Here is a 12,750-nt window from a genome sequence, read left to right on the forward strand (position 1 = left end):
GCGTTCAATCCATCCGACAACCGCGCTGCAGGCGCAGGGCATTCAGCACGACCAGCAACGAACTTCCCGCCATGCCTATTCCTGCCATCCAGGGGGTGACGAGGCCCGCCATGGCAAGCGGGATCGAGATGAAATTGTAGGCGAACGACCACCACAGGTTCTGCCGGATGATGCGCAATGTCCGGCGGGCCAGGTCGATTCCGCGACCGAGCCCGGCAAGATTCTCGCTGAGCAGCACGATATCGCCCTGATTGCGCGCGAGCTCGGTCCCGTCGCCCATCGCGACCGAAACGTGCGCCTGGGCCAGGACGGGCGCATCGTTCACGCCATCGCCGACCATCGCGACCACCGCAGTCGGGGCACGTTGCAGCGCCTCGATGAACGCCTGCTTCCCTTGCGGCGTCATCGCGCCGCGCGCCTCATCCATGCCCAGTTGTCGTGCGATCGAACTCGCAACGGCCTGTGCATCGCCGCTCAGCACGGTCGTCCGGATGCCTTCGCGCGCCAGCTTCGCCGTCAATTGAGCAGCCTCGGGCCGTGGCACGTCGGCAAGGCGGAAGAGTCCCAGCCAGCGCCCCTCGCCGCCGAGCGCGACAATCGAGCCGCCGCGCGCGGCCAGGTCCTGCAGTTGGGGCGGCAGATCGCGCTGCAGCTGCGCCGCGACGAAATCCGGGCGCCCCAGCCAATGGAGCGCGCCATCCAGGGTGCCGGTCACACCCTGCCCCGTTTCCGAGGCGAGATTTCCGACTCTCGGCAGATCCGCCTCGTCGATCGAGCGACGCAGGCCGCGGGCAATGGGGTGCTCGGAGGCCTGTTCCAGCGCACTTGCGATACGCCGAAGCTGTCGCTCGTCGAGATCGGCCAGAGGCAGGATTTCCTCCACCGTCAGCTGCCCGTGGGTGAGCGTGCCCGTCTTGTCGAAGACGAAATGGTTGGCGTTCGCGAGGGTCTCGATTCCGTGGCCGCGGGTCACCAGCACCCCCATGCGTGCGAGCGCGTCCGTGGCGACCGTGAGCGCGACCGGCGTCGCCAGTGAAAGCGCGCACGGGCACGCCACCACCAGCACCGACACGAACACCCACAGCGCCCGTGACGGGGCGATGAAGTACCACACGACGCCGGTGACGCACGCGAGGACCAGCAGGGCAACGATGAACACGACCGCAACCTGGTCGGATTGCCGGGCGATGGCGGGCTTCTCGCTCGCCGCACGCTCCATCAGGCGCCGGATCGCGGCGAGCCGCGTCGAGTCGCCCGTCTGCTGCACACGGATCGCGAGCGGACCCGACGTGTTGATGCTGCCGCCAGTCACCTCGCTGCCGACCGACTTGGGCACCGGCATGCTTTCCCCGGTCAGCAAGGATTCGTTCGCATCGCTTTGCCCGTCGACCACCACGCCATCTGCCGGGATCACCTCGCCGGGACGCACGCGCAGGACGTCCCCCGGCACGAGTTGCGACACCGGCACGCGCTCGCCGGCGGGAGACGGCCAGGCGAGCCGCTCGGCGAAAGCCGGCAGCACCTTACCCAGTTCCTCCACGCCGCGCACCGCCTTCTGGCGGGCGAGCATCTCGAGGTAACGCCCGCCGAGCAGGAAGAAGACGAACATCGTCACCGAGTCGAAATACACCTCGCCGCCCGCGGTCAGCGTCGCCCACACGCTCGCGACGAATGCACTGCCGACACCCAGCGCGACCGGCACATCCATGCCGAGGCGGCGCAGCTTCACGTCCCGCAGGGCCCGGCGGAAGAACGGAGCGGCGGAATACAGGACGACCGGCAAGGTCAGTGCCAGGCTGGCCCAGCGCATCAGCAGTGCGATGTCGGGCGTCAGGTCGCCCTCCCCGGCAATATAGGCGGGAAAGGCATACATCATCACCTGCATCGTGCCGAAGCCGGCGACGAAGAGCCGCCACAGCATCGAGCGGCGTTCGCGCTGCGCAATCTGCTCCGAACGCTCGGCGTCGTAGGGGTAGGCGCGGTAGCCGATGGCCTGGATGGCGGCGAGAATGTCCGACAGTCTGGTGTGGCGCTCGTCCCAGCGCACCCGAGCGCGTCGCGTCGCATAGTTGATCTGGACCAGCGACACGCCCGGCTGGCGCGAGACATGCTGCTCGTTCAGCCAGACGCAGGCCGCACAGGTGATGCCTTCAAGAATCAGCGACGCCTCGCGCTCGTGTTCGCCAACGGGCGCAACGAAGCTCTTCTGGAAGTCGGGATGGTCGAAGAGGCCCAGTTCCTGCAGCTCGGCGGGCAGGGCTTCCTTCTGCGGTTCCGGCATCGCATCGCGATGGCGGTAGTAATCGGTCAGGCCGTTATCGACGATGGAACGTGCGACAGCCTCGCAGCCGACGCAGCACATCCTGCGCTCAACGCCGTCGACGGGCACGTAATGACTGGACTGGGGCGGAACCGGCAACCCGCAGTGGTAACACTCCTCGGCGGGAACTGAAGCGGGTGCGACGTTTTCGGACGAAGTCATCGGGAGGGGCGGAAGGGAGCCGTGGGGGCCGTGAGGAAATCGTTTCGCACAGCCGCTGCAGCGCAACATGAATCACGCGGAACCCCCTTTTAGCACACTTGGCCGACCCCCTCCAATGCCCGCACCGCGTGCGCCGCGGAAAGCAGAAGGGGGCAGGCCGCGATCGGCACCGCCCCCTTCGGCGCGAGTCGGACCACCCGGTCGCGGCAGCTTATTTCGCAGTCATGCGGATGGCGCCATCCAGGCGGATCGTCTCGCCGTTCAGGTACGCATTTTCAACGATGTGGCGGACGAGCGCGGCGTACTCGGCCGGGCGTCCCATGCGCGACGGGAACGGCACCGTCTTTCCGAGCGAGTCCTGCACTTCCTGCGGCATGTCCATCAGCATCGGCGTCTCCATGATCCCGGGCGCGATGGTCATCACGCGAATGCCGAAACGCGCGAGCTCGCGGGCGACCGGCAAGGTGAGTCCGACCACGCCGGCCTTCGAGGCCGCGTAGGCAGCCTGGCCGATCTGCCCGTCGTAGGCGGCGACCGAGGCGGTACTGACGATCACGCCGCGCTCACCCTCTGCGCTCGGCGCAGCCTTGCTCATCACATCGGCGGCCAGACGCATCATGTTGAAGCTGCCGATGAGGTTCACATTGATCGTGCGCGCAAACGACTCGAGGCGATGCGGCGCTTCGCGACCCACCACCTTCTCCGCGGGCGCGATGCCGGCGCAGTTCACGAGCCCCTGCAGACCGCCGAAACCCGACACCGCGCGACCGATCGCGGCCCTGGCGCTGTCTTCGCTCGTCACATCGGTCCGGACGAACGCCGCGCTCGCACCGAGTTCCTGCGCCAGCGCTTCACCCGCCTCGCCGTTCACGTCCGCGAGCACCACCTTGCCCCCCGCCGCCACGAGCATGCGGGCCGTCGCCGCCCCAAGACCGGAGCCGCCGCCGGTCACCACGAATACGCTGTTCTCGATCTTCATGCCGAACTCCTTTCCGTCGCCGTCCACACGCGGCGACACGAAGGCGCAAAATAATTGCAGTTGACGTCAACGTCAACTGTCGAAGGCCACTGCACTACCGCGCGCCATCGAGAAACCTGTACAGCGAAACCAGGATTCCCGCCGTCGCCCCCCAGATGAAGTAGTCCCCATAGGGCATCGCATAGTACTCGCGCATCCTGCCCTGGTATTCCATGCGGTGCTTCTCGTGCCTGGCCGGATCGAGGAAATGCGACAGCGGCACCTCGAAGGCCTCGGCGACCTCGAAGCTGTCCAGCGTCAGGTCGAACGGCGGATGAACCAGCCCGACGACCGGCGTGATGCGGAAACCCGTGCCGGTCCGGTACTCGGGCAGTTCACCCAGCAACTCGACGTGGTCCGGATCGAGGCCGATCTCCTCTTCCGTTTCGCGCAGCGCCGTCATCACCGGCGACACATCGGTCGCCTCCACCCCCCCGCCCGGGAAACTGATCTGCCCGGGATGATGGTGGAGGTGGTCGGTGCGTCGCGTCAGCAGCACGGTCAGCGCCTGCTCGCGCGCGACCACCGGCACCAGCACCGCCGCCGGCCGCAGACCGCTCCCGGACGGACTGCCGTCGTCGTGCACGGCTTCGGTCGCATGCGCACCCGTAAAGCGCCGCCGCAACCACTCGGAATCCCGCATCCCTCCCGACCTGGAACCTCCCGTCTCCGTCACGCCCACCTCTCAGAATCGTTTGCGCAGCGTCAGGCGATCCCCTTCCCGCTGCATGTCCATGCGGCTGAGAAAGCTCATCCCGAGCAGCACGAAGGGGAGATCGTTTTCATGGACCAGCCCGTCGACGCCGTTCAAGGTGACATCCCCGACGCGCACCGTATCCAGCCGCACCTTCCAGACCCGCGCCGGGCCGCTGGCGGTCTGGCTGATGCCGCCGACGCCCTTGTGGAAATCGATTCCCGCGCGGCGAGCGTCCGATGCGCCCATCGACACCATGCTCGCACCGGTATCGACGAGAAAGCGGACCGACGCTCCGTTGATGCTGCCGCTGGAAAAATGATGCCCGCGCGCATCCGCGATGAGACTCACCGCCGCGGCACCGGTACCATCGCCGGCGGCGCTGCGGACCGGCCCCGCGCCGAGGATCACCTTCTGCCGCTTGCCATTGAGTTCGACGGTCGCGGCCCCGTCGGACACGTCGACGAGACGCAGGCCGTCGCGCGTCTGCTGCCCGACCGCAAGCGTGCGCGGCGCACCGCCATCGACCACCAGGACAGCCTTGCTGCCGAACACTCCAACCAGTTCGATTTCCGCCCCCTGGACGGCATTCGCCTCAGCCCCCACGAGCACGAGCAGCAGCATTCCGAAAAACCTTGCGCTCCCAACCATGATTCACCTTTTGAATCGAAGCACATCGCAAGACTCGTGGCGAACGCCACTCGAGTCGATCAGCGTACCTTGGCGCCTCCCCGCTGTGCAAATCGCGACATGGTCTTCATGAACGGTGCAACGGCGCGGACACCCGTAGCGGAACGGAAACCCTGACCACGAACATGTCGTCCTTCGTCGCAATACGCAAATTACCCTCGGCATCGAAATGCAAACCGAGACGCTCCTCGATGTTTGCCAGCGCGATCCGGTTGCCGGATGGGACCACGCACGTGCCGCCAAGCACCGAATTGACCACTTCGATTTCCAGCATGCGCGAACTCACCCGGATCGACACGAACACGTCTCCACCCTGCGCGAAAGGCTCGACGCCGTAGCGCACCGCGTTCTCGAGCAACGGTTGCAACACGAGGATCGGCACATCTGCGGACATCGGCGCCCCCTCGAGGTTCCAATGCATGCGCAGGCGCTCGCCAAGGCGCAACTGCTCGATCTGCAGATAGGCCTCGGCGAGACGAATCTCGTCGCCGAGCGGCACCAGTGATCGGCTATCGGCCAGCAGCGCGCGAAACAGGTCGGCCATGTCGAGCAGGACCTGCTCCGCAAGACGCGGATCCTGCCGCACGAGGGACACCGCGGTGTTGAGGCTGTTGAACAGGAAATGCGGACGTATGCGCGACTGCAGGGCCATCAGGCGCGCCGTCGCCAGCGCCGGCGAGAGCACGCGCTGCCGCCAGTTGAAGTAGCCCAATATCAGCGCGGCAAGCAGGGCGCCAATCGTGACGGACTTGAGCGGCCCGACACCGGGCGTGATACCCGTCCACGAATTGAATGCGAGTTCAAGACCGCCGGCAGCCAGCGCGACAACTGCCACGATGGCCCACACTCCCTGCCGATACGGCAGTCTCCCCACCCACGGCGAGACGACGAACAGGAGCAGCACCACCGCGAGCAGCGAGGCTTCATACGGCAGCGCACCTGCGCCGACTCGAGTCACCGCATCCAGAAGATCCGGGGCGTGGGCCGCCAGCGAGAGAACGTTGACGGCCTCGGCGATCACCAGCGTGCGCAGCAGTACCCCGAGATTGCGGAAATCGGGAAGCGTGACGATCCTGTGTGACGGAGTGACGTCCAAGGGCGCAAAACCTCAAAGTTGCGAATCGAATCAAGAACGCGACATCAGCGGCTGCGGACGCCACCATCGAACATCCGCGCGGGCTGCCGACCTGCCTGAATGGCCCTGTTCTGCCATTCGTGCGCGGAAATCAGACGCTCATCGGACATTCCTTCAAGTCCAGGCGGAACTTCACTACTCTCTAGCCAGAATACCGTTCCGACCATACCATCCACGTACCCATCTTTGATACGGATTCGATCGTGAACACAAGACATCCGGCACCGCAGCCCGCGAGCAAAGGTTTCACCCTGATCGAGGTCATGATCGTGGTCGCGATCATCGGGATCCTCGCCGCCGTGGCCTACCCTTCGTACCAATCCTACCTCGTGCGGGCGAATCGCAGTGTCGCCACTGCGCACCTGCTCGATATCGCGACCCGGCAGCAGCAATATCGGCTGGACGCGCGCACGTTCGGATCACTGACCGACATCGGCATGGGGACCCCGCCTTCCGACGTCAGCAAGTACTACGACGTGAGCATCGCCGGCGTCCCCAGTGCAACGGCATTCACGGTACAGGCCGCCCCGAAGGGATCCCAGCTGACGGGGGACACGAAGTGCGGCATTCTCAGCATCGACCAGGCCGGCACGAAGACCGTTTCCGGTTCGGGAAGCGCCGCCGACTGCTGGGGCGGACGTTGATCATGAAAGCGACACGCGCGCCCCGTTGCCCGAGCGGACGTCACGGCTCACACGGATTCACGCTGGTCGAGCTGATGGTTACGGTCGCAATCCTGGCGATCCTCGCCACCATCGGCTACCCGTCGTTCCAGGAGCTGCTCGCGTCGCAGCGGGTACGCGCAGCGGAAGCGGCGCTGTACGACTCCCTGCTGATTGCTCGCAGCGAGGCGCTGAAAAACCGTGCCAGCACGACTTTCGTCACGACCGGCCTGGCCAGCGGGTGGTCGGTACAGGTCGGAGGTCAGGTCGTCCACTCCCAGTCGGCCCTTGCGGGCGTGAGCTTCACCCCTTCGACGCCCAATATCGCGTATGACGCGACCGGTCGCCTGGGGGTCGGAACCGACCCGCTCCCGATCACGGTCACGGTGACCGGCAGCGGATCGACGTCCAAGCTCTGCATCGAAATTCGCGACCAGACCGGCAGCGTGAAACGCAAGAAGGACGGAGCATGCCCATGACGATCATCGGGACAAATCCCGTCGCACGGCGGGAACAGGACGGTTTCAGCCTCCTCGAGGTGCTCGTTTCGATCGTGATCCTCGCCATCGGCCTGCTTGGACTCGCCGGCCTGCAGACGAAGGCGAACGGGGTCGAAATGGAGGCCTATCAGCGCTCGGTGGCGCTGATGCTGGTCGAGGACATGGCCAACCGCGTCGCCGCGGGCCGCAATTACGTCGCCGACTTCCAGGCCGTGAGCCTCGCCGCCTACGGCGTGGGTGATACGCAGGCCGCGACTTGTCCGACCACCGGTGACGCCGCCGCGCAACTGTGCGAGTGGAGCAACGCAATGAAGGGTGCCGCCGAAAAGAAGGGCACCGCCAGCATCGGCGCCCCCATCGGCATGCGGGGCTGCCTGATTTCCGTCGCACCGACCGACGCCGCCCTCGGAGAATTCTTCGTCGTCGGCGTGTGGCAGGGCACCGTGCCTACGGCATCGCCCCCGAACAATACACCCGGCGCGCAGTGCGCCGCCGGTGTCGATTTCGGCGCGGGCCTGCGCCGGGCAGTCGTGACCCGCGTTCTCATCCCCAAACAAGCTGCCGGGTAAACCAACATGCGAAGCCCTCGAATGTTCCCGAAACCGCAAACGCCGGGCTTGCGCACGGCGGAGAGCGGGATATCGCTCGTCGAACTGATGATCGCGATGACGCTGGGGCTGTTCGTCATCGGTGCGATGACCGCCATCTTCATCAACAACAGCCAGTCCCGCCGCGAACTGGACAAGGCGGCACAGCAGCTGGAAAACGGCCGCTATGCGATCCAGATCCTTCGCGACGAAATCTCGATGGCCGGCTACTACGATGCCATGGCGAGCATTGCCAGCCCGCCGTCCACGACCGCCAGCCCGTGCTCCACGGACGTGACGGTATGGAAGAGTTCGATGGATGTCGCCATCGAGGGCGTCAATTCCGGAAGCTTCCCGTGCCTGGCGACGGCACGGGCCGGCACCGGAATGCTGTTCGTCCAGCGGGCATCGACCGCGATCGCCGCGCCGGCCTCGTTGCAGCCGAATCTTGCCTATCTCCAGGTTTCGCTGTGCGGCGACGAGTATGTCAGCGCCGTCGCCGACAAACCCTTCCGCGTCAAACTGGGCACCGATCCATTCGATCTCCAGAAGATCGATTGCACCACCACCAATCACGCACCCATCCGGCAATACATCCGCCGCGTCCTTTTCATCGATCGGAACAACGTCGCCGGCGACGGCATCCCGACCCTGAAACGGGCCGATTTTCGCCCCGAGGCCCTGAGCGCCACCAACCCGAACGTCCAGGCCCTCGTCGAAGGCATCGAGGACCTGCAGTTCGAATACGCGATCGACACCAACGGCGACGGGTCGCCGGACGCATTCAGCGAAACCCCCGCTGCCAACCAGCTCGTCAATATCGTCGGCGTCCGCGTCTGGCTGATCGCGCGCGCGACCGATCCGACTCCCGGTTACGACGCCAGCACGAAGACGTTCCAGCTCGGTTCGAAAGCAGCCCTCACCCCCAACGACGCCTTCAAACGCCACGTGTTCAACACGTACATCGAACTGATCCACCCCGTGGGGCGGAGAACCAAATGAACCACTCGCACACACGCCCCAGGCAAGAAGGCGCGGTCCTGTTCGTCGGCCTGATCATGCTGATCCTGATCACCCTGCTCGCGGTCTCCGCGATCAGGATGGCGAACACCAATCTCCTCGTCGTCGGCAACGAACAGTTCCAGAAGGAGGCCGAGGACGCCGCCAACTACCATCTCGATCTGGCGCTCAATTCGGACAATTTCACGGCACTCAACGTCGACCGCAGCGCACCGCTGCCGGCATTCTCCGGCGCCGCCGCCGCGAACGAAACCAGTTACGCCGTCAAGATTCCCCCTCCCGTCTGCAAGCGTTATCGCTACCTGAAGAAGGGCGAACTGGTGAAGGCCGACAACAGCGTTCCGCTCGAAAACCTTCCGTGCTTCGGCAGCAGTTCCAGCAGCGGTCTGACCGTTGTCCTGGCCGCCGCGCAACTCAATGACAACTCGTTGTGCGCGACCTCCCTCTGGGAGATGACCGCAGACGTCCAACTGCCGGGCACCGGCGCCAAGGCGCAAGCCGTGCAGGGTGTCGAAATGCGGATCGATTACGCGGAAGCGAAGGACGCCTGCAAATGAACCGCCCTGACGGCAACACGAACCGGAGCACACAGATGAGCAAACGACTGCACTTCGCGACGGCGCTCGCATGGCTGGGGATCAGTGTCACGACCCCGGCGCTGGCGGAAGACATCGACATCTACACGAATCCCCAAACCACCCAAGCGGCGCCAAATGTCCTTCTTTTTCTGGACAATACGTCAAATTGGGCGGCCAGCGGATGGAAGTCGGTTGACGTACGCGCAAAATGCAACAATGACGCGATCTGCTTAGGCTACGTAGACAGAGTTTTCGGGGGAGTCGCCTCGTTAACGCAAGGGCAAGTTGAAGTCAGAGCGCTCAAAGTGGTATTGGATGATTTAACTTGCAATACCAATGCACCATTTAGCGTCAACCTCGGCCTAATGTTGTTTTCTGGCACCGGGACCGCGGACCCGCTACTAAAGACATCCATTTCGGCCTACATTCGCTACTCGGTGCAACTACTTGCCCCCAACAACGCGGCATGCACAGCTATTCGGAATAATCTGACAGAGATCGACAGCAAAATTCAGGACCCCTCCTGGAAAATCAGCTCTTCCGCTGATTATGGAGTCGCACTGTTTGAAGCGTTCAAGTATTTTGGTGGGTACGCCAATACCAACGGCGTCGCCGCCACCGCAATGGGAAGTCCGCCGGGCGCACTCGGATTCGGACCGATTCGTTTTTCGAACCCAAACACTCTGGAAGACCCCACAGCTTTCACGGACCAAACAAAGACAACCTACAAGAGTCCAATTTCCGTTAATTCGTGTGGAAATAATTACCTCGTCGTCGTCGGCAACAAATTCCCCAATCAGGAATCCGGAACTGACCAGAACGCAGCCCCACCAACAAACCGGGTCATGGGCTACCTCGGACTCAAGCCGAACCAGTTATACCCGACCAGCAAGGCCGACATCCGGTTTGCCGATGAATGGGCGCAGTTCCTTGCTCGAACTGACGTCAGCGAAGTCGCGGGGCACCAGCCGGTCAAAACATTCACGATCAATGTTTTTAACAGCGACAAGGATCCTGATCAAGTAAATCAGGCTCCACTGCTCGACAGCATGGCCAAGAACGGGGGTACCGGCGTCGGCGGCGCGTTCAAGGTGAACGGCGACCTCAAGGCGCTGGTGGACGGCCTGAAGACAATTTTCCTGCAGATCAACGCTGTAAACAGCTCGTTTGCTTCCGCGTCACTGCCAATCAGCGTCAATACCCAGGGGACCTACCTCAACCAGGTCTTCATCGGCATGTTCCGCCCGGACACGCAATCCCGCCCCCGCTGGGCAGGCAACCTGAAGCAGTACCAGTTCGCGCTTCAGCAGACGGTCGTCGGCGATGTCACGACGCGTTCGCTGTTCCTCGCCGACGCCAACGGCAAGGCCGCCATCGACAACGCCAACACCGGCTTCCTGCAGGCCTGCGCACGCAGCTTCTGGACGACGAGCTCGGGCGACTACTGGAGGAGCGTCACCGAACCGCCCACACCGGACCACGGCATTCCGCGGGGCAGTTGTACCGGATTCGAATTCGACGACAGTCCCGACGGGCGGGTCGTCGAACGTGGCGGCGTTGCGGAAAAAATCCGCAGCATCACGCCGACGACGGCGCGAAGCATCCAGACCTGCGCCGCGGCTCCGTCCAACTGCACCGCGAGCACGAGCTTCGCGGTACCCACGCCCACGCCCTACCAGCAGTGGATCCGCGGGGACAACGTCGGCGACGGATATAACGCCGCCCTGCCCGCGGCCGATACCGAAACGTACGGAAAAGCCTCGACCGCGATCAGGCCGACCGTCCACGGCGGCGTCATCCATTCCCGCCCGCTGGCGATCAACTACGGCACCGGCGGCATCGATGACGTGGTTGTGTTCTACGGCTCGGACGACGGCCTGTTCCGCGCGATCAACGGCAACAAGACCGAGAATGTCAGCACCAGCGGCACCGAACTGTGGGCCTTCCTGGCGCCGGAATTCGAACCCCGGCTGACACGGAACCGCGACAACTTCCCCTACGTGACCTTCAAGGACGATCCGACCGCGCCGAAGGATTTCTTTTTCGACGGCTCGATCGGCGCCTATGTCGGCCCGGCGAATGCCGATGGCACCGGATCCCCGGTCACCTACATTCTTCCGTCGATGCGCCGCGGCGGGCGGATGATCTACGCCTTCGACGTGACGAAGCACCCCGCGACGGCCGCGCCGACCCCGCTATGGCGTTTTGGTTGTGACCAGAACAACAACTGCTTCGGCGGCACCGACACGGCGAAACTCGGCCAGACCTGGTCCGCACCGCGGGTCGTCCGCGTGAAGAACCAGTCTGCGCTCTATGCCGTTTTCGGCGCCGGCTATGACCCGTGCGAAGATACGGAACCGCGGAACTGCACGAACGCTGCGACGGGGAGCGGCGTCTTCGTGCTCGACGCCAAGACCGGTACGCAACTTCGCTACATCGATCTGGGCATTACTGCCGGCCGTATCGTAGCGGACCTCGTTCCCGTGGACACGGACAGTGACGGCTTCTCCGACGTGATCTATGCAGCTGACACGTCGGGCAACGTCTGGCGCATCAACCTCTCGAACCCTGCCAAGAGTGGGGCACAGAGCCAGGCCGACTGGTCGGTGACGCAAGTCGCCACCATCGGGGATTGGTCGACGACCAACGTCCGCAATCGCAAATTCCTCTATGCGCCGGATGTCGTCCGGGTCGGCAACTTCAACATCGTCCTGATCGGCTCCGGGAATCGCGAGAAACCACTCGCGACCTCCGCTGCCGCACTGACCAAGAACCGCTTCTATGGCTTCTGGGACGAATTTGCGGTCACCAGCGGCTTCGTCACCATCGACGACCACACCGACTGCGACGCCGCTGGCGACCTGATCTTGTCGAGCGGCACGTGCCAGCTGATGAACACGTCCGACCCCACCCTGGACTATCTCCCGGTATTTTCCTCGGTCGCCACGCGCCCCCGCGGCTGGGTTATCGATCTGACCGACACGAGCGCTACCGGACCGAACGAGCAGGTTGTGACGACCCCGGCAACTATCGGGGGATTCGTGAACTTCAGCACGTTCCAGGCGAAGAACAAGAACGCGTGCTCGTCGCTCGGCACGGCTCGCGGTTATGCAGCGTGCTTCCTCCACGGCGGCGCGAGCTGCGGAGGAGCGGTTCCGGCAGGCACCACCCGGTCGGCAGAGTTCGTCGGCGGCGGTCTGCCACCGTCCCCGGTGACCGGAACGGTCTTGGTCGACGGCAAGATCGTGCCGTTCATCATCGGCGGAAAGCCTGATGCGGGTGGCGGCTCAGCCCTGGAGGTCAAACTGCCACCGATCCCGATCAAGAAGAATCGCGTGAAGGTATATCGCTACAAGAAGATCGACTGACTCATCCCGGACCCAA

11 protein-coding genes are annotated in these 12,750 nt (G+C 64.2%); 6 read left to right on the forward strand and 5 right to left on the reverse strand.

What is annotated here, in order from left to right:
* Positions 1-4: 4 nt before the first annotated feature.
* From CDA09_RS16910 to CDA09_RS16930, 5 genes are all read right to left on the reverse strand, one after another.
* Complete coding sequence (locus tag CDA09_RS16910) at positions 5-2,482, reverse strand: heavy metal translocating P-type ATPase (RefSeq protein WP_121429720.1); 2,478 nt, start codon at positions 2,480-2,482, stop codon at positions 5-7.
* Positions 2,483-2,693: 211 nt separating this feature from the next.
* Entirely contained in the window at positions 2,694-3,461 is a 768-nt protein-coding gene (locus CDA09_RS16915) for a 3-hydroxyacyl-CoA dehydrogenase (RefSeq protein WP_121429721.1), read from the reverse strand.
* Positions 3,462-3,555: 94 nt separating this feature from the next.
* Positions 3,556-4,143 carry a CoA pyrophosphatase gene (locus CDA09_RS16920; protein WP_121429722.1) on the reverse strand — a complete coding sequence of 196 codons (588 nt, stop codon included), beginning with the start codon at positions 4,141-4,143 and terminating at the stop codon, positions 3,556-3,558.
* A gap of 42 nt (positions 4,144-4,185) precedes the next feature.
* Complete coding sequence (locus CDA09_RS16925) at positions 4,186-4,818, reverse strand: retropepsin-like aspartic protease family protein (protein ID WP_286164190.1); 633 nt, start codon at positions 4,816-4,818, stop codon at positions 4,186-4,188.
* 133 nt (positions 4,819-4,951) lie between these two features.
* Positions 4,952-5,980 carry a sensor histidine kinase gene (locus CDA09_RS16930; protein ID WP_121429724.1) on the reverse strand — a complete coding sequence of 343 codons (1,029 nt, stop codon included), beginning with the start codon at positions 5,978-5,980 and terminating at the stop codon, positions 4,952-4,954.
* 242 nt (positions 5,981-6,222) lie between these two features.
* On the opposite strand from CDA09_RS16930, the gene CDA09_RS16935 reads away from it, so the two are divergent.
* The 6 genes from CDA09_RS16935 to CDA09_RS16960 are packed head-to-tail and all read left to right on the forward strand — an operon-like array spanning position 6,223 to position 12,734.
* The gene (locus CDA09_RS16935; protein ID WP_286164191.1) at positions 6,223-6,663 is read left to right on the forward strand and encodes a type IV pilin protein; all 441 of its coding nucleotides are present in this window, start codon (positions 6,223-6,225) and stop codon (positions 6,661-6,663) included.
* A gap of 2 nt (positions 6,664-6,665) precedes the next feature.
* Positions 6,666-7,160, forward strand: coding sequence for a GspH/FimT family pseudopilin (locus CDA09_RS16940; RefSeq protein ID WP_121430902.1), 495 nt, complete (start codon positions 6,666-6,668; stop codon positions 7,158-7,160).
* Positions 7,157-7,750 (forward strand): type IV pilus modification protein PilV, encoded by a 594-nt coding sequence (gene pilV, locus CDA09_RS16945; RefSeq protein ID WP_121429725.1) that lies wholly within the window; start codon positions 7,157-7,159, stop codon positions 7,748-7,750. The genes CDA09_RS16940 and pilV overlap by 4 nt, the downstream gene beginning before the upstream one ends.
* A gap of 21 nt (positions 7,751-7,771) precedes the next feature.
* Positions 7,772-8,770, forward strand: a complete 999-nt coding sequence (locus CDA09_RS16950) for a PilW family protein (protein WP_164844433.1) — start codon at positions 7,772-7,774, stop codon at positions 8,768-8,770.
* 56 nt (positions 8,771-8,826) lie between these two features.
* Positions 8,827-9,345 carry a hypothetical protein gene (locus CDA09_RS16955; protein WP_128106580.1) on the forward strand — a complete coding sequence of 173 codons (519 nt, stop codon included), beginning with the start codon at positions 8,827-8,829 and terminating at the stop codon, positions 9,343-9,345.
* 35 nt (positions 9,346-9,380) lie between these two features.
* Positions 9,381-12,734 (forward strand): pilus assembly protein, encoded by a 3,354-nt coding sequence (locus tag CDA09_RS16960; RefSeq protein WP_121429728.1) that lies wholly within the window; start codon positions 9,381-9,383, stop codon positions 12,732-12,734.
* Positions 12,735-12,750: the final 16 nt, after the last annotated feature.

Origin of the sequence: Azoarcus sp. DN11 (genome assembly GCF_003628555.1) — a bacterium.
In the GTDB taxonomy this organism is placed as follows: domain Bacteria; phylum Pseudomonadota; class Gammaproteobacteria; order Burkholderiales; family Rhodocyclaceae; genus Aromatoleum.

Bases quoted from the DNA above. Each gene is read 5' to 3' on its own strand.
- CDA09_RS16910 (WP_121429720.1), bottom strand. From the start codon at position 2,482: ATGACTTCGTCCGAAAACGTCGCACCCGCTTCAGTTCCCGCCGAGGAG.
- CDA09_RS16955 (WP_128106580.1), top strand. From the start codon at position 8,827: ATGCTGATCCTGATCACCCTGCTCGCGGTCTCCGCGATCAGGATGGCG.
- CDA09_RS16960 (WP_121429728.1), top strand. From the start codon at position 9,381: ATGAGCAAACGACTGCACTTCGCGACGGCGCTCGCATGGCTGGGGATC.
- CDA09_RS16950 (WP_164844433.1), top strand. From the start codon at position 7,772: ATGTTCCCGAAACCGCAAACGCCGGGCTTGCGCACGGCGGAGAGCGGG.
- CDA09_RS16925 (WP_286164190.1), bottom strand. From the start codon at position 4,818: ATGCTGCTGCTCGTGCTCGTGGGGGCTGAGGCGAATGCCGTCCAGGGG.
- pilV (WP_121429725.1), top strand. From the start codon at position 7,157: ATGACGATCATCGGGACAAATCCCGTCGCACGGCGGGAACAGGACGGT.
- CDA09_RS16915 (WP_121429721.1), bottom strand. From the start codon at position 3,461: ATGAAGATCGAGAACAGCGTATTCGTGGTGACCGGCGGCGGCTCCGGT.
- CDA09_RS16940 (WP_121430902.1), top strand. From the start codon at position 6,666: ATGAAAGCGACACGCGCGCCCCGTTGCCCGAGCGGACGTCACGGCTCA.
- CDA09_RS16920 (WP_121429722.1), bottom strand. From the start codon at position 4,143: ATGCGGGATTCCGAGTGGTTGCGGCGGCGCTTTACGGGTGCGCATGCG.